The sequence below is a fragment of the Azospirillum sp. FG154 genome, from assembly GCF_057809575.1.
On sequence record NZ_JBMDKF010000012.1, the window covers coordinates 70,624 to 87,512 of the forward strand.

At 66.0% G+C, this 16,889-nt stretch carries 15 protein-coding genes; 12 read left to right on the top strand and 3 right to left on the bottom strand.

Features of this window, described 5'->3' with window-relative positions; translation table 11 throughout:
- The first annotated feature begins 10 nt into the window (after positions 1-10).
- From ACODS4_RS15345 to recG, 6 genes are all read left to right on the top strand, one after another.
- On the top strand, positions 11-901 hold the full coding sequence (locus ACODS4_RS15345; RefSeq protein WP_488865088.1) for a CheR family methyltransferase: 891 nt from the start codon (positions 11-13) through the stop codon (positions 899-901).
- Positions 898-2,319, top strand: a complete 1,422-nt coding sequence (locus tag ACODS4_RS15350; protein ID WP_488865090.1) for a chemotaxis protein CheW — start codon at positions 898-900, stop codon at positions 2,317-2,319. The genes ACODS4_RS15345 and ACODS4_RS15350 overlap by 4 nt, the downstream gene beginning before the upstream one ends.
- Complete coding sequence (gene cheB / locus ACODS4_RS15355) at positions 2,316-3,413, top strand: chemotaxis-specific protein-glutamate methyltransferase CheB (RefSeq protein ID WP_488865092.1); 1,098 nt, start codon at positions 2,316-2,318, stop codon at positions 3,411-3,413. Before ACODS4_RS15350 ends, cheB begins: the two co-directional genes overlap by 4 nt.
- Before the next feature lie 12 nt (positions 3,414-3,425).
- Entirely contained in the window at positions 3,426-3,842 is a 417-nt protein-coding gene (locus ACODS4_RS15360; RefSeq protein ID WP_298372502.1) for a response regulator, read from the top strand.
- A gap of 22 nt (positions 3,843-3,864) precedes the next feature.
- A complete protein-coding gene (locus ACODS4_RS15365) occupies positions 3,865-6,873 on the top strand; it encodes a chemotaxis protein CheA (RefSeq protein ID WP_488865095.1) in 3,009 nt (1,002 codons plus the stop codon).
- 392 nt (positions 6,874-7,265) lie between these two features.
- Entirely contained in the window at positions 7,266-9,347 is a 2,082-nt protein-coding gene (recG, locus tag ACODS4_RS15370; RefSeq protein WP_488865097.1) for an ATP-dependent DNA helicase RecG, read from the top strand.
- Here the strand turns inward: recG and ACODS4_RS15375 are convergent.
- Entirely contained in the window at positions 9,325-10,077 is a 753-nt protein-coding gene (locus tag ACODS4_RS15375; protein ID WP_488865099.1) for a DUF502 domain-containing protein, read from the bottom strand. The two genes, recG and ACODS4_RS15375, sit on opposite strands and share 23 nt — an antisense overlap.
- A gap of 197 nt (positions 10,078-10,274) precedes the next feature.
- Here ACODS4_RS15375 and ACODS4_RS15380 point away from each other — a divergent pair, with 197 nt between their 5' ends.
- The gene (locus ACODS4_RS15380; protein WP_488865101.1) at positions 10,275-10,991 is read left to right on the top strand and encodes a Crp/Fnr family transcriptional regulator; all 717 of its coding nucleotides are present in this window, start codon (positions 10,275-10,277) and stop codon (positions 10,989-10,991) included.
- Between the two features lie 60 nt (positions 10,992-11,051).
- Entirely contained in the window at positions 11,052-11,462 is a 411-nt protein-coding gene (gene hisE, locus ACODS4_RS15385) for a phosphoribosyl-ATP diphosphatase (protein ID WP_488865103.1), read from the top strand.
- A 7-nt stretch (positions 11,463-11,469) separates the two neighbouring features.
- On the opposite strand, the gene ACODS4_RS15390 is transcribed toward hisE, so the two are convergent.
- Both ACODS4_RS15390 and ACODS4_RS15395 read right to left on the bottom strand, forming a co-directional pair.
- Positions 11,470-12,012 (bottom strand): hypothetical protein, encoded by a 543-nt coding sequence (locus tag ACODS4_RS15390; protein ID WP_488865105.1) that lies wholly within the window; start codon positions 12,010-12,012, stop codon positions 11,470-11,472.
- Positions 12,009-12,656 (bottom strand): hypothetical protein, encoded by a 648-nt coding sequence (locus tag ACODS4_RS15395; protein WP_488865107.1) that lies wholly within the window; start codon positions 12,654-12,656, stop codon positions 12,009-12,011. Before ACODS4_RS15395 ends, ACODS4_RS15390 begins: the two co-directional genes overlap by 4 nt.
- 328 nt (positions 12,657-12,984) lie before the next feature.
- On the opposite strand from ACODS4_RS15395, the gene ACODS4_RS15400 reads away from it, so the two are divergent.
- The 4 genes from ACODS4_RS15400 to ACODS4_RS15415 all read left to right on the top strand — a co-directional run bounded on the left by ACODS4_RS15400 (position 12,985) and on the right by ACODS4_RS15415 (position 16,875).
- A complete protein-coding gene (locus ACODS4_RS15400; protein WP_488865109.1) occupies positions 12,985-14,745 on the top strand; it encodes an ATP-binding response regulator in 1,761 nt (586 codons plus the stop codon).
- Between the two features lie 128 nt (positions 14,746-14,873).
- Positions 14,874-15,425 carry a SiaB family protein kinase gene (locus ACODS4_RS15405; RefSeq protein ID WP_488865283.1) on the top strand — a complete coding sequence of 184 codons (552 nt, stop codon included), beginning with the start codon at positions 14,874-14,876 and terminating at the stop codon, positions 15,423-15,425.
- A gap of 29 nt (positions 15,426-15,454) precedes the next feature.
- Complete coding sequence (locus tag ACODS4_RS15410) at positions 15,455-15,853, top strand: DUF1987 domain-containing protein (RefSeq protein ID WP_488865111.1); 399 nt, start codon at positions 15,455-15,457, stop codon at positions 15,851-15,853.
- On the top strand, positions 15,850-16,875 hold the full coding sequence (locus ACODS4_RS15415) for a sensor histidine kinase (protein WP_488865113.1): 1,026 nt from the start codon (positions 15,850-15,852) through the stop codon (positions 16,873-16,875). Before ACODS4_RS15410 ends, ACODS4_RS15415 begins: the two co-directional genes overlap by 4 nt.
- Positions 16,876-16,889 lie beyond the last annotated feature (14 nt).

A 16,889-nucleotide genomic window follows, 5' to 3' on the forward strand; every position in this document is an offset into this window, starting at 1 on the left:
AGCGCCGCCGGTGAGCGCGCCTTTCCCCACCCCCCTGGAAGCGCTGGCGCGGCGGTTGCTGGACGACGTGCGGCGGAAGGCGGGGATCCGCCATGACCGCCCGCTGGAGCGCAAACTCACCCGCATTCTGGCGGCCATGCCATTGGCCGTTCTGGAATCCTGGGTGGACCAGATTGAGGCCGCCGCCCCGGACAGCCCGGATTGGCTGAGCCTGATCGAAAATCTGACCATTCACGAAACGTATTTCTTCCGTGACCAGCCACACCACGAGCATCTGCGCCGCCACGTGTTGCCCCGCTTGATCGCCGACCGGCGCGACGCGCGCGCTTTGCGCCTGTGGAGCGCCGGGTGCGCCAGCGGCGAGGAAGCTTATGGGTTGGCCATTTTGGCGCTGGAGGCGCTGGCCGACGCGGGCGCCGCGCGGCGGACGGGCGAGGGAATCGTCACCGATTGGACGGTGGACGTTCTTGGAACCGACCTCAGCCGCATCGCCGTGCGGCAGGCGCGCAACGCCTGTTACGGCGACGAAGGGATGGGGGCTTTCCGCGATCTGCCCGCCGCCTACGCCGACTGGTTTGTGCCGTTGGCTGGGGAGGCCGGATCTTGGCGTCGGGTGCGGGACGACGCTCGTCGGATCGTCCGCTTTGAGCGGCACAATCTGATGGACGCCGCTCCACCGGAAATCGACTTCGACCTCGTGTCCTGCCGCAACGTGATGATCTATTTCGATGACGACAGCCGGGACCGCGCGCTGCGGCATTTGATCGGGGCCGTCGCCGCCGATGGTTGGCTGACGCTGGGCACGACCGACCGCATGCCAGAGGGCGCGCCGTTTGAGCGGCATCGCGGCGAACGTGCGGTAGCCTTCCGCCGCAAGCCGGGCGGGGTGACGGCGCGATGATTGGCGGATTCCTCACCTTCGACATTGCCGGAATTCCCTTCGCCGTGGACAACGCCCAGGTGGTGGAGGTGGCGGAATCGGCCCGCGCCACCCGTTTGCCCTTCGCCCTGCCGCAGGTTGAGGGGCTGGCGAACGTCGCCGGGCGCATTCTGCCGGTGCTGGACGTCACCGGCTATCCGTCGCTGGGGTTGGCGTGGGGCGGCGGGCGCAAGGGCGGGCTGTTGATCGTTTTGCGGGCGGGCGATGGGCTGGTGGCGCTGCGGGCCGGGCGGATCGGCGGATCGTTGGCGCGCGACCGTGTGACGCTGGAAGCCCCCGCGCCCGAGGATGTCGGCGCGCCGGTGGCGGGACGGCTGCGGCATGGCGACCGTTCGCTGCGGCTGCTTGACCCCGACCAACTGGAGCTTGGCCATGGCATGGCCTTCGCCGGATTGCCGGAGGGGGAAGCGTTGGCCGGGGTTCCCGCCGATCCGCCCGACCCGGCGCGCGAACGCTCCACCGTGCGCCTGCTGATCGTCGAGGCTGGAGGACGGTCTCACGCGCTGGACATGACCGACGTCGTTCTGGTCTTTCCGGTCACGGATCTGCGTCCGCTGCCGAACGCGCCGTGGCTGGTGCGCGGCATGGGGCAGGTGCAGCGCCGCCCGGTGTTGCTGGCCGACCCATTGGGCGCGCAGCCGGGCGTGGGCGGCTACGCGGTGGTTCACGCCACGCCCTGCGGGCCGGTCGGCGTGCGGGTGGACGCGGTGCGCGGCGTCGTCCGCTTTCCGCTGGATCGGGTGAAGGCGGGAGAAGCCGGTGCGCCGGATGAAATCGTGGATTACGATGGGGCTTGGCTGGACGTGAGAAGCGGAATGGGCATGTTGGGCGACCATCTGGGCGAGATCGGCCCCCTGATCCCGGAGGGCGGCGACATGGCCGACAGCCGTCTGCCGCGCCGATTCTTCCGCCGTTTCCTGACCTTTCTGGTCGAGGCGCGCGTCTACGCCCTGGAGTTCGAGCGGGTCCGCCGCGTGGTCGAGGCGTCGGATCGGCTGCACCTGCCGCAAGGGGCGGCGAGCTTCGATGGCTTGACCGACGTCGATGGGGCGATCCTGCCGATTCTCGATCTGCGGCGCCTGCTGGCGCGCAACCCGGTGGGAACGCCGCCCGAGGATCCCGGCGTCGCCATTTTGGTGGAGATCGACGGCGGCGTGGTGGCGGTGATCGCCGATTCCATCCAGCGCATCCGCAAGATCCCAACCGACGACGTGGACCCGATGTCCGACCGCCTGACCGCCGCCGTCATCCGGCTGGAGGGCGCGCTCATCCCCGTGCTGCGCCCGGAAGGGCTGATGACGGACGGCAAGGCGACCGATGGGGCGACGAAGGCGCTGCCGCCCGCCGTCGCGCCGACGACCGGGGGAGGCGTCCGATGAGCGCGCCGCGCATCCGGCTTTTGGTGGTGGACGACAGCAATTTCGTTCGTGTGGCGCTGCGCAAAATGCTGGAGGCCGCCGCCGACATCGAAATCGTCGGCGAGGCGCGCAACGGGGCCGAGGCCCTGCGCCTGTCGCGCCGCCTGAAACCGCACGTCGTCGCCATGGATCTGAACATGCCGATCATGGACGGCATCGAAGCGGTCCAGGCCATCGCCCAGGAAAAGGGGCCGCCCTGCATCATGGTGTCCAACGAAACCTCCGACGGGGCGAACGCCACCATTCGGGCGTTGGAATCCGGGGCGGTCGATTTCGTGTGCAAGAACACCTCCTTCATCACCTTCGACATGGCGTCGATTGAACGGCAACTGACCGAGAAGGTCCGCCATTGGGGCCGCTGGCGCATGGCGGCGCTGGGCGAACCGTCCGCCGCCGCCACGCCGCAGGCGGCGACCGTGGCGCGGATGGCGCCGCCGGCCGCCGCGTCCCGCTCCCCCAGCGTCGCGGCGCGCGGCAAGCGGCCTGATCTGGTGGTGGTCGGCGTGTCCACCGGCGGGCCGGTGACGTTGCTGGAGCTGCTGGGCGCGCTGGGGCCGTCGCCCTGCCCGCTGGTGGTGGCGCAGCACATGCCCGCCAGCTTCACCGCCGGGTTCGCCGCCTCGCTGGCGCGCAGCCTCAAACGCCCGGTGACGGAGGGGGAGGAGGGCGCGGTCCTGGAACCCGGCTCCATCACCATCCTGCGCGGCGGGGCCGATTGGGTGGTCAAGCGTCCGGCGTCGGGCCGTTTCACCCTGCGCCTGGTCGCCGACAGCGGGGAACCGCATCACCCCTCGGCCAATCTCTTGTTCCGCTCCGCCGCGCGGGAGGCCGATTCGCCGGTCGCCGTCATCCTGACGGGCATGGGCGACGACGGCGCCGCCGGGGCGGCGGAATTGGCGGCCCGGCGCGGTCCGGTGTTGGTTCAGGATCCGGCGTCCTGCGCCGTGGACGGCATGCCCAATTCGGCGATCCGCGCGGGCGTCGCGACCGACATTCTGCCGGTCGCCGCCATCGCGGCCAAGCTCAACACCCTGTTCACCCTGACGCAAGCATAGGAAACCTGTTTGATGGCGAAGCCTACGATCCTGCTGGTCGATGATTCGGTGCTGATGCGCACCATCATTGGCGACATCGTGCGCTCCGACGAGGATCTCGATCTGGTCGGCGCGGCGGAGAACGGCAAGGTGGCCTTGGAGATGGTCAAGTCGCTGAAGCCCGACATCGTGCTGCTCGACATCGAGATGCCGGAAATGTCGGGGCTGGAGGTGATGGAGCATCTGTCCCTGATGTCGCGCGCCAAGGTCATCATCATTTCCTCGGTCGCCCAGGTCGGATCGCCCGAAGCGAACGAGGCCCGCGCGCTGGGCGCGGTGGAGATCATCGCCAAGCCGTCCGGCACGATGAGCCTCGATCTGGCCCATAAAAAGGGGCACGACATCGTCGTCGCCATCCGCCGGGCCGCCGGTTTGCCGGTTCGCTCCTAACCACGACGGAACGGGCCGGGGCATGAGCGAACTGATCGAAACCCTGTGGCGGCAGTTCGGCGTCGAGGCGGGCGAGCATTTCGACGCCATCGAAAAACTGCTGTCGGCCAGTTCTGGCGAGGATGGCTCCTGCGAGAATGGCGGCGCGGAGCGCGTGGCCGCGCTGTTCCGCTCCTTCCACTCGCTGAAGGGCGCGGCGCGGGCGATGGATCTGTTCGCGATGGAGGCGGTGGCCCATCGCGCCGAAACCATCTTGGGGCGGGTGCGCGGCGGCGCGCTGGCCCTGACCGGGGCGGTTGGCGATCCGCTGTTGGAGGCGTTGGACGCGCTGCGCGGTCTGGCCGATCTGGCGGTTCGGGAGCGGCGGGACGGCAAGGCCGACCCCGACCTTTTGGCCCGCCTGGACGCTTTGGGCGGGGCGGGCGAAGCGGCGGCGGCCAAGGCGACGACCGCGCCGGTCAAGCCGCCGACCCGCCTGCACGACAATGAAAAACTGCTGACTCTGTTCGTCGGCCTGCTGCACGACGGCATGGCGACTCTGACCCGCGCGCTGGATCTGGCGGCGCTGGACGCCGATGGTTTCCGCAGCGTGGACGATGCCGCCGAACGGTTGGAAATCGCCTGCGAGCGCTTGAACTTCCTGCCTTTCGCCGACGTCTTCCGCCGCTTTCGCGCCGGTTTGGCGGCGCGCGACCCCGACGCGATTCTGCGGGAGTTGCAGGCGGTGACGCTGGCCAGCGCGCGGGTCGGGCGGTTGTCCGGGCGCGACGCCGGATCGGCGATCCTGGCGACCCTGCTGGCCGATCACAACGCCCAGGCGCTGGCGCGGGGAACCGCCCGCGCGTTGGAGCTGATGGCCGACCCGGCGGCGGCTGGGGAGGAACTCGCCGGGTTGCTCGACCGGCTGGCGGCGACGCTGGACATTCTGGCGCTGCCCCGCGCCGCCGCCCTGTTGCGGGTGATCGCCGACGTGACCCGGCGGGCGGCCCCGCTGGGGCATGAGGAGTGGCCGGGTCTGCTCAACGATGGCCGGGCGATGATGGCGGGGCTGGCCCATCAGGCGACGCTCGACCCGCCGGAGGATCTGGACGCCGCCGCCGCCGCCGCGCTGGAGGGGCGCTTGCGCCGTTTCGTCGACGCCGCGTCCGCCGCCGCCGAGGCGCGACGGCCCTTCACCGTTGAGGAGTTGACCGCTTTTGGCCTGGATGCCGGGCTGTTGCGTTTCCTGTCGCCGGACAGCGCGGCGGATTTGCGCGCGGCGGTCGCCGACCCGACCGTGACGCTGTACGAGGTCACGGCCTTTCTGGAAACCTCCGCCGAGGTGGCCTCCGGCTTTGTTTCCTGGTTGGGGAGCAAGGTGCGGGCGATCACCAATTGGCCGGAGTTCATCGACGGCAAGACGTGGTTGCGGGTGCTGGTCGCGTCGGCGCAGGACTTCGACGCGCTGCGCGACGCGCTGTCCGCCATCGACCCCAGTGGGCAGTGTCTCCACATCCGCCGTTGCGCGCCGAGCGTGGAGGATGAGCCGGGCGAATCGTCAGCGCCCGACGCGACGGGTGAGATCGACGCGCCGCCAGTCGCCGCGCCCGCGCCGACGATGATCCATCCGGTCCCCGCGACGACCGCCGCCGCGCCGTCTCCCGCAACTCAACCGCCCGTCCTGCCGCCCGTCCTGCCGCCTTCGTCGCCAGCCTCTCCACGCGCGCCGACCGCGCCCGGCGGCGGGGTGCTGCGGGTGCCGGGGGAGGTGGTGGACCGCTTCATGGCGCGCATCGACGGCATGGTTCTGCTGTCGGGCGAGTTGAACGGCGTCGCCAACGATCTGCGGCTGGAACAGGCGCTGGCGGCCTTGACGGAGCGGCTGGGGGCGGGCGATCCCGAACTGCGCGCCGTGCAGGAGGCGGTCGAGCATCACCGGCGCGCGCTGTCGGACCTCGACGCCCAACTCAGCCGGTCGGTGGACCGCTTGCGCGAATCCGCGCTCGATCTGCGGGTCGTGCCCATCGACACCCTGTTCAACCAGTTTCCCCGCGTGGTGCGCGAACTGGCCCGCGTGCAAGGCAAGACGGTTCGCTTCACGCTGGACGGCGGCGACGTCCGCATCGACAAGAGCATGGTCGAAACGCTCTATGATCCGTTGATGCACATGGTGCGCAACGCCATCGACCATGGCGTGGAATCTCCCGCCGAGCGCGAGGCCGCCGGGAAACCGGCCCAGGCGACGCTCAGCCTGCGCGCGGTCCAGCGCAACAGCCGCGTCGTGGTGGAGATCGCTGACGATGGCCGGGGCATCTCCACCGAAGCGGTGCGCGCCAAGGCCGTCCGCAACGGCCTGATCGGGGAGGAGGAGAGCCATCGTCTCTCCCCCGAATCGGTGCGTGAGTTCATCTTCGCCTCGGGATTCTCAACGGCGGACAGCGTTACGGAGACGTCCGGGCGCGGCGTCGGCATGGATGTGGTGCGCAACGCCATCACCCGGTTGGGCGGCAGCGTCGCCACCCGCTCGCGGGAAGGGGCGGGCACCGCTTTCGCCATCGACCTGCCCCTGTCGGCGGCGATCCTGCGCACCCTGCTGCTTCAGGTCGGCGATCAGGTGTTGGCGATTCCCGACCGTTTCGTCGAAGAGGTGTGCGGCTTCGCCGCCGACGCCTTCCATGTGGTGTCCGGGCGCTGGACGGTGCTGCGCCGCAACCGGGTGCTGCCGGTGGTTCGGCTGGCCGACGCGCTGGGCTTTCCGGCCAGCGGCGATTGGCCGCCGGTGGGCGAGGGGCAACGCTTGATCGTCGTGCTGCGCCAGGGCGACCGTCGGATCGGGCTGGAAATCGACAAGCTGCTGCGGCGCGGCGACCTGTTCGTGCGGGAAAGTCATCCCGGTCTGGCCGAGGTGCCGGGGGTGGGCGGCGTGTCGCTGCTGAACGACGGGCGGATCGTCATCATTCTGGACGGCGACGAGCTGTACCGGCTGGCGGCGGCGGCGCAGCGGCGCAGCGGCGAGGGCGCGGTGGGAATGCCGCAACCGCTTGTTTCATGAACCGGATTTCATCCAGCCGACAGACAGGGTTCAGGCGGGCGCGGTTACTGTTCATCCTGTGACGGGGGCGCTTCGACTTCCCCCCAGAACCGGCCCCGTCACACCGAAAGCAGCGTCTTCACAGTGCGTCTTCCACAGTGCGTTTTCTGATGTCTCTCCCGGTGGTTCCCCTGCCACCAAACTTCAGCCCGTCCGGTTCCCCAGCACCCCCACCGGACGGCGCCCTTTGGCGGAGCGTGACGCGGCCAACACGGCCTTGGTTGCCCCCGACTGTCGCCGCCGGTCCCGGCGCGCTCCGCCCCCCTTCTTTTTCTTTTGCGAATCCTGGTCTTGACGAGCCGCTCCCCGCGCGGCTTTCTGAGGTCCGTTGACCTTGCGAGACCGTGCCGCCCGTGCGCCCAGCCATCCTGTTTCCTTTGTTCAAGCCGGTCACGGCGCTTCCCGGCCTCGGTCCCCGTCTGGGCAAGCTGGTGGAAAAGCTGGCGGGCGGCCATGTCGTCGATCTGCTGTGGCATCTGCCCTGCGGGGTGATTGACCGCCGCTTTTCACCGAAGATCGCGCAGGCGCCGAACGGGCGGATCGCCACGCTGACGGTGCGCGTCGATTCGCACGTCGCCCCGGTCAACCCGCGCCATCCCTACCGCATCCGCTGCACCGACGACACCGGCGTGCTGGAACTGGTCTATTTCCACGTCAAGGGCGATTGGCTGGCCAAACAGATCCCGGTCGGCTCCACCATGGTGGTGTCGGGCAAGGTCGAATGGTTCAACGACACCCCGCAAATCTCCCACCCCGACGCCGTCGTGCCGCTGGAAGCCCGCGACGAGATCGAAACGGTGGAGCCGGTCTACCCGATGACCGCCGGTCTTCCGGCCAAAACCCTGCGCAAGGCGGTGCGCGCCGCCTTCGCCGACATCCCGGCTCTGGCTGAATGGCAGGATCCGGCCTGGTTGGCCCGCCGCCAATGGCCGAGCTGGCCCGACGCCCTGAAGCGCGCCCACACGCCGGAGGATGAGGCCGACCTCGCCCCGACCTCGGCGATCCGCAGCCGCTTGGCGTATGACGAGCTTCTCGCCAACCAGTTGGCCCTGATGCTGGTGCGCTCCAGCCAGCGGCGCTTGGTCGGGCGCGTCACCCAGGGCGATGGAAGCCTGCGGGGCAAGGCGCTGGTCGCCTTGCCCTTCGCGCTGACCGGCTCGCAAAGCACGGCGCTGGAGGAGATTTACGCCGACATGGCGGCGGACGCCCGGATGCTGCGGCTTCTGCAAGGCGACGTCGGCAGCGGCAAGACCGTGGTGGCGCTGCTCGCCATGCTGAACGCGGTGGAGGCGGGCGGGCAGGCCGCCCTGATGGCCCCCACCGAAATCCTGGCCCGCCAGCATGCCGAGAGCCTCGCCCCGCTGTGCAAGGCGGCGGGCGTCGAAATCGGCCTGCTGACCGGGCGCGACAAGGGCAAGGGGCGCCAGGCGGTTCTCGATAGGCTGGCGTCGGGCGAATTGCCGCTGCTGGTCGGAACCCACGCGCTGTTTCAGGAGGATGTGGCCTTCAAGGATTTGGCGCTGGCGGTGATCGACGAGCAGCACCGTTTCGGCGTTCACCAGCGTTTGCAACTGTCGGCCAAGGGGCGGGCGGTGGACGTGCTGGTGATGACGGCGACGCCGATCCCGCGCACCCTGACCCTGACCGCCTATGGCGACATGGACGTGTCGCGCCTGATGGAAAAGCCCGCCGGGCGCAAGCCGGTGCAGACCGTCACCATCGCCCTGGACCGTCTGGAGGAGATTGTCCACGGCGTTCGCCGCAAGGTGCAGGAGGGCGCGCGGGTCTATTGGGTCTGCCCGCTGGTCGATGAATCCGAACAGATCGACCTCGCCGCCGCGACGGAGCGCCACGCCTTTCTCAGCGCCAGCTTCGGCGACCGGGTCGGGCTGGTGCATGGCAAGATGCGCGGCCCCGACAAGGACGCGGTGATGGCCGCCTTCGCCGAGGGCGCGCTCGACGTGCTGGTCGCCACCACGGTGATCGAGGTGGGCGTCAACGTGCCGGAAGCCACGGTGATGGTGATCGAGCACGCGGAACGATTCGGCTTGGCCCAGCTTCACCAATTGCGCGGACGGGTCGGGCGGGGCGAGAAGCCGTCCACCTGCCTGTTGCTGTTCGACCCGCATTTGACGGAAACCGCGCGGTCCCGCTTGAAGACTCTGCGCGACACCGAAGACGGCTTCGTCATCGCCGAAGAGGATTTGCGGCTGCGCGGGGCGGGCGAGGTGCTTGGCACCCGGCAATCGGGTCTGCCGGGCTTCCGATTGGCTGATTTGGCCGTGCATGGCGAGTTGCTGGCGGCGGCCCGCGACGACGCCAAGCTGATCGTGGACCGCGATCCTGAATTGGCGACGCCGCGCGGGCAGGCGCTGCGGACTCTGCTGTATCTGTTTGAACGCGACGCGGCGGCTAAGACGCTGCGGTCGGGCTGATGGTCGCGGGCGAGGACTCGGACGTCATGGCGCTGGGGCGGCGGTCGGGCGGAACGACGATGCCGCCGGACATCACCATTTTCAACCCATCCTCGACCGTGATGTTCAACACCTTCACCTCGTGACGCGGGGCCATCACCAGAAAGCCGGTGGTGGGGGGCGCGCAGGGGATGAAGACGTTCACCATCTCTTCCCCATGGGTGTCGTGGGCGCAGACCTGCTCCACCTCCGGGTGGGCGGCGCCGGTGATGAAGCCCAGCGACCAGACGCCGGGGCGTGGGTATTGCAGCACCACGACCTCGCGGAAGGCGTTGGATTTTTTGGCGAGCACCGTTTCAAAAATCTGCTTCACCGCGCTGTAGACCGAACGGACGACCGGCATCCGCTCCACCACGCTTTCGCCCAGGCCCAGCATCAAGCGCCCGACATAACCGGCGGTGAAGGCGCCGATGAGCGTGACCGCGACGATGACGGTCAGAACCCCGATTCCCGGAATTGAGAAGGGAAGATAATTCTCTGGGTTGTAAGCTGATGGAATCAACGGACGGATGTTCCCGTCGATGAAGGACAGAAACCACCAGGCGATGTAGATGGTGATGGCGATCGGCGCCGTCACCAGAATGCCGGCCAGAAAATAGGCGCGCAACCGACCGATCAGACCGATTCGTTCCCGGCGATGGCGCGGCGGCTCATGCGCCTTGTTGTGACCGTCCTTGGCGTTCTTGCTCACGGTTTTCCTGTCCACGCTGACCCACCCGTCGAAAATCCCTTTGCGGCCATAGTGATGCAAGGCGCGTTGCGGCTCAACCACCGCGCTTGCGAAAACGCGCGGGCAAATTGGGGTCACGCCTCTTTCCCCTACGGCGCGGAGCGGGTTATCCTGCGCTGGAAAACGCACCGCTTCCGATCCAAAGGTCTGCCGCCGCCGTGTCCACCCATTCCGAGATCGCCCCGGCTGACGCGCTTGACCGCATTCATCTGTTGCGCGCCCTGTCGGCGGAGCAGCGGGCGGCGGTGGTGCGGCAATGCCGCTGGCGTCGCTTTGGCCTGGACGAGCAGTTGATCGACCATTGGGCGGAAACCAGCGACGTCGCTTTCGTCGTCGAGGGGCGAGTCCGGGTGTTGAGTCATTCCGCCGGTGGGCGGGAAATCAGCTTTGACGACATCGACGCCGGGGAGTTCGTCGGCGAAATGTCGGCGCTGGATGGGCGTCCCCGTTCCGCCTCCGTGGTGGCGCTGCGCGAGGGAACCTTGATCGCTTTTCTCGGCCCGCGCCCATTCCAGGATTTGGTCGCCGGTCATCCCTCTTTGGCCATGGCGATGCTGTTGCGGTTGAGCGGCAAACTGCGCGTCGCCACCGACCGCATCATGGAGCTGTCCACTCTGGGGGCCAACAACCGGGTGCACGCCGAGCTGTTGCGGCTGGCCAAGCGGGGGCGAATCGAAGGCAAGATATCGGTGATCGCGCCGATTCCCGTCCATTCCGACATCGCCGCCCGCGTCAGCACCACACGCGAAACCGTCGCCCGTGTGCTGAGCGATCTGTCGCGCGACGGTCTGGTGGAGCGTCGCGCCGACGCTTTGGTGGTGCGCGACGTATCCCGCCTGGAAACCATGGTCGAGGATGTGCGCGGCAACGTCTGATTCCACAACCGATGATGAGTGGAGCTTGACAAACGCCTCGGGCGTCACAACTTCTAAAATATGATGGCATTGTCTGGCACGGACCCGCTTAGCGCCCTGTACGACGCGATCCAGGCGTTGCGGCGTGATCCGCTGTCGGCGCCGGAGGGATCGCGCACGGCCAAGCTTATGGCCCAGGGCCGCGCCCGCATGGCTCGCAAGGTCGGCGAAGAGGCCATCGAGGTGGCGATTGACGCCATGCGCGGCGACCGTGGCGCCGTGGTCATGGAATCGGCGGATTTGCTCTACAATCTGGTGGTTCTGCTGGCCGATCTGGAGATTTCCCCTGACGAGGTGATGGCCGAGATGCGGCGGCGCGCCATGATGTTTGGCATCGCGGAAAAACTGCCAAAGACGGCGGAGGAGCCGCCCGTCCTCACCGCCCCGATCACCTCAGCGGCGGGCAAGCGCGGCAAGAGCGAGAAAGCGTGAGTCCCGTTCAAGCAGCGCTGTCTTCCGCGCTTGAGCGTTTTGATTTGAACAGGTGGCACGGGACCGCGTTGCCGATCTCGAAGCCCTGGTTGCGGGGAAAACGCTGCACGGCCCGGTCAACCGCCTCACGCGGGGTGGAGGCGACGATCAGATACGTGCGGGGCATCGGCCAAGCCGCCGCCATCCGCAAGTTGCCCGCGTCGTCGGCGCGGCGGACCTCAAGCGACCAGATGCTGCCCGGACGGGCGTCCAGTCGATCAAAGATATAGTAACGTTCAACGGGCGCGGCGCGAGCCTCGTCAAATTTTTCCGTCAGATGCTCAACGGCAAGACGCGCGCTGTGAAGTTGATCGTCCAAGGTGGTTTCACGTTCTTGGATTTGGTTCAGCTTTTGAGCGTGCTCGACGATCTCACGCTCCAGCGACGTCAGCGCGTTTTCCTCCTCCGTCAGGCTTTTGCGCGCGGCGGCCATCCGGCGCTGACCAATGCGGTTGACCAGAACGCTGCCGACCATGAAGAGCACGGCGGCGTAGAGAAACAGAGCGGTCATGCGGCTTGGACCACCGTGGTGGCGGCGGCGGCGGCGCTGGACGCTGTTGCGGGCGCTCGCAGAACTGGCGTGGCGGGAGTGGTTGCGGGGGGCGTGGGGGCGGCGACCGGGCCGCTGTCGCTTGTCGGGCCTGCGATCTTTGGCGGCGCGGCCCTCTGCAATCGGGAGGCGACGATGCCCGACCGGGCCGTGAAGGCGCGTTGGATCGCCGCCATCGCCGATTCCGGCGTTTCCGCCCAGACATGAGCGATGTTGCTGCGTTCCCAAATTTCCTTGGCGAACACGATGCGGCGCTGGTCGGCGCGGCTCTGCTCTGGGATTGTTCGCAGGTCGCCTTGAAACAACGCCATCCCGCTTTCGGGTTCGCCGATCTCATGGACCATTTCGATTTTTGACAGCTTCAACGCGGTGGTGGCGGCGATGATTCGCGACCGTTCGGCCATCATTGCGTCCAGCTTCATCTGTTTGGCGGCGATCTCGGTCTCGCCGCTGTCCAAGCGGAGCTTCAACTCAAGCTTTTCGCGTTGGCGAGATTGGGCGCGGCGACGGAGCAGCGCCAGCCGTCCAGCCACGGCGCTCAACCGGGACGCCTCGAAGATCACCGACAATCCAAGAGCGGTGAGGCCAAGAAGCAGAACCGCCATACCAAAAACATCTTGGGTCGGAGGCATTCGGCCACCATCCGTAAAAGAAGAAGGACCGGGCCTCGCTTGAAAATTGTTTGCGCCAACAACAATTTGACGAGAGGCCTTGCAGGTCAAACTATACAAATCGCGGTCGCGTCGCGAAACGCCTGAATGGCGAGAATTCACGCCATTGGGAAACAAAGAACGGTAATTTGTAACAAATTGAAGCAATCTCAACATCGGAGATCGCCGCGCCTGAGGAAATGCTACCATCGACTCCCTGCTTCAGACCGTGTGTCCATTGCGGCGGGCGGGATGGTCAAGGCTTGAAAGGGCGGTTGCAAAGATGGCGTGGGACGACGAGCCTCTGTTCGGGAACGACGCCGACGACATGGCGGCGGAACGTCCGGCGCGCCCAAGCGGAGAGCCTTGGCCGATTCTGGTTGTTGACGATGATCCGCAGGTTCACGCCATGACGGCGGTGCTGTTGCGTGATTTTGATTTCGATGGTCGTCCGTTCGAGGTGGTCGGCGCCTTGTCGGCGGCGGAGGCGCGAATCATTCTGGCCGAGCGGCCTGATCTGCCGGTGGCGTTGCTCGACGTGGTGATGGAAACCGAGGATGCCGGGCTTCGGTTGGTTCGTTACATTCGCGATGATCTGGCAAACCGGCGGATGCGGATCATTTTGCGCACCGGCCAACCGGGGCAGGCGCCCGAACGCGACGTGATCGTTGGCTATGACATCAATGATTACAAAGCGAAGAGCGAATTGACGGCTCAACGTCTGTTCACGACGTTGGTCAGCGCCCTGCGGGCGTGGCGCGACATTGTGACCATTGAGCGGAACCGGCTGGGGTTGGAGCGCATTCTCAACGCCTCGGCCTCGTTGTTTGAACTGCGCTCAATGCGGGCCTTTGTCGAAAGACTGGTGGAGCAATTGTCCCACGTCGTCGATCCCGGCAGCGTCCCGGCGATTCTGGCCTGTCGCCAGACGGAGCGGGGGGATGGCCTGCCGCACACCGTGGTGGTGGCGGGAATCGGTCGCCACACCCGCGCCGTCGGGCTGTCCATCGCCGAGGCCTTGTCACCGGCTTTGGCCTCGGCCATCGAGACGGCCTATCAATCACACCAGAATCTTTATGGCGGCGGGCATTGCGTTCTGGTCTTCCGCACGCGTGAGCATGGCAAGACGATTTTGGTGTTGGAACGGGCCGAACCCTTCACCGCCGACGAACACCGCTTGTTGGAACTGTTCTGCAACCGCGTGGCCATCGGTTTTGACAATGTGTGTCTGTATGAAGAACTCATCACGCTGAACCGCTCGTTGGAACAGCGGGTTGAAATGCGGACGGCGGAACTCGCAACCAACCAGCGGGCGTTGATTCTGGCGAAGGAGCGGGCTGAGCGGGCGCTGGAGCGCGAGCTTGGGGTCAAGGAGAACCAAAGCCAGTTTCTTGGCATGGTCAGTCATGAGTTCCGCACCCCCTTGGCGATCATCGACAGCGCCGCCCAACTTCTGGCGATGCGGGCCGAGCAGGCGGGGCCGGACATGCTGGAACGGCTTTCGGTCATCCGGGGCAGCGTCCAACGCCTGACCGGGTTGATCGACTTTCATCTCGCTGACGAGCGTTTGCAAAGCAACGCCCTGGTGCTGGAGCGTGGACCGGTTGATTTGGCGGCCTTGATCCTGACCGTGGCCAATCCATTTCAGGTCGCCTATCCAGACCGCCGCTTCGATTTTGATCTTGGCGCGTTGCCAGAACGGGCCGATGTGGACGCCCATCTCATCGGGCTGGTTTTGGCGAACCTCATCACCAACGCGGTCAAATATTCAAACTCCGGCAGCGCCATCACCTTGCGCGGCAACATGGATGGGGCGATGGCGGTGATTGACGTCGTCGATCAGGGGCGCGGCATTCCCAACTGTGAAATTCCCCGGCTGTTTGAGCGTTTTTTCCGAGGATCCAGCGCGGTCGGCGTGCCGGGCACCGGCATCGGCCTGCACACGGTGCAACAAATCGTCCATTTGCATGGCGGCGCCGTCGCTGTGGACAGCACGCCAGGAGTTGGATCAAGCTTTCGCGTCATCCTGCCGGTGATGGCCTAGGTGGAGGCGAAGCCTCGCGAATCGTATGGCTCTTTTCCAAGGGAAATGACATATTTTTTCAGGTTGCGCGATGACGTTGAGCGGGTATCGACGTCTCCGCCTCTCATTCGCTTCTGAAAGCGTTGGCCATGCTTGCTCAACAATACGCAGCGATCAAACGCGACCTTGACGAAAAAGGCATTGTGTTCTCGTTCAGCGGGTATTTATCCGAAGGGATACTCTATTCTTTGGGGGAAGCCCTGCGGGAAAAGATGACGCTGGAGGAAACCGACGCGCCGACGGTGCGGCGGGTGTTCGCCGTCTTTGTTGAGCAGATGCAGAACATCATCCGCTATTCGGCGGAAAAGGTTACGGGCGCGACCACGCGCGCGATTGAATTGAGCGCTGGGATGGTGACGATTGGCATGGAGCGGAACAAGGTCTTCATCGTCTGTGGCAACACCGTTCACAACGCCGATGTTCCGCGTCTGCGCGAGCGTTTGGATCATCTGCGCAGTTTGGACCGCGAGGGGATCAAGACCTACTACCGCGAACAACTGCGTGAAGAACCGGAGGATGGCAGCCGGGGGGCGACCATCGGCTTGATTGAGATTGCGCGGCGTGCCAGCGAACCCATCGATTATGATTTTGACGTGATGGACGCTGAGCGGAGCTTTTTTTGCCTCAAGGTCCGAATCTGACGACCGCAGCAGGACATAAGCGAACAGCAATGGACTCTCTCAACATTCCCGCCACCGGGCGCACGCCGGGCGTGGCCTTTGATTTCGCCGCCGGGCATTTGCGGTTGCATGGCGAATCCTATCCCGACGATGTGGCCACCTTCTTTGGTCCGATCTTCACCGAGCTGCGCGCCTATCTGGCCGAATCCAATCATCGCCCGATCCGCTTTGACATGGAGCTTCTTTATTTCAACAGCTCCAGCGCCAAAGTTTTGATGAACATTTTTCAAATGCTGGAAGCTGTGGCGAAGCTTGGCCGTCCTGTGTCCGTGTCCTGGTGTTACGAAGAGAATGACGAGTCTATGCGCGAGTTGGGCGAGGATTTTTCCGAAGATTTGCGTTACGTCACCTTTTCTCTCCGCAGCGTTCCCAGCGGCGCCATCGGATGAAATTCAATCTCTTCGCAGCCGAAGAACAGGCCATTGAGAAGGCCCGTGCGCTGGGGGAGGCTTTGGCGGTCGTCGCGCCCGACTGCGTGAGTGATTTTGAGGCGCTGGTGGACGCCTTTCAGCGCAGCACACGGGAACAACGTCGTCTGGTCCGCGTCAGCGACCGGCTTCAAGCGCAGCTTGGAACCGCCAACCAGGAATTGGAGCGTCGGCGGCTTGAGGCGGAAACCGCGCTGGAGCATTTGCGCGAAGCGCAAGAGGCCATCATCCAGGCGGAGAAGCTGGCCTCGCTGGGCGCGCTGGTGGCCGGGGTCGCTCATGAGATCAACACGCCGGTAGGCATCGCCGTGTCCTGCGCCTCGCATCTGGCCGACGCGACCGCGCGGTTGAAACGTCTGTCGGATGAAGGGGCGGTGAGCCGGGGCGATTTTTCCCGTTATCTGGCGACCGCTGGCGACACCACCGATCTCATTTTGGCCAATTGCCAACGCGCGGCCCAGCTCATCGCCGGTTTCAAGCAAGTGGCGGTGGATCGAGCCAGCGCGGAGCGTCGGCGGTTCAATCTGGCCACCTACATTCAGGAAACGCTGGTCAGTTTACAGCCCAAATTGCGCCCGCTTGGGCACAGAGTGTCGGTGCTCTGCCCGCCCGATGTGGAATTGGACGGTTATCCCGGAGTTCTGTCGCAGATTTTGGCGAATCTGGTGATGAACGCACTGACCCACGCCTTTCCGAATGGGCGGGTTGGGCTGATGGCGATTGAGGTTGAGCAACCTGACTCTGGTTGGATTCGTTTGCGCTTTTCCGACAATGGCCAGGGCATGACGGAGGAAAACCGGGCGCGGGTGTTTGAACCCTTCTTCACCACCCGTCGGGGGCATGGCGGCAGCGGATTGGGGCTGCACATCGTCCACAATCTGGTGGTTGGCGCCCTGAAGGGGAGCATTACGGTGGAGAGCGCCGTCGATCAGGGAACCCGCTTCGTCCTGCTGTTTCCACAGCAGACGCCGGAGCAGGACTGACGACGAAGCGGATC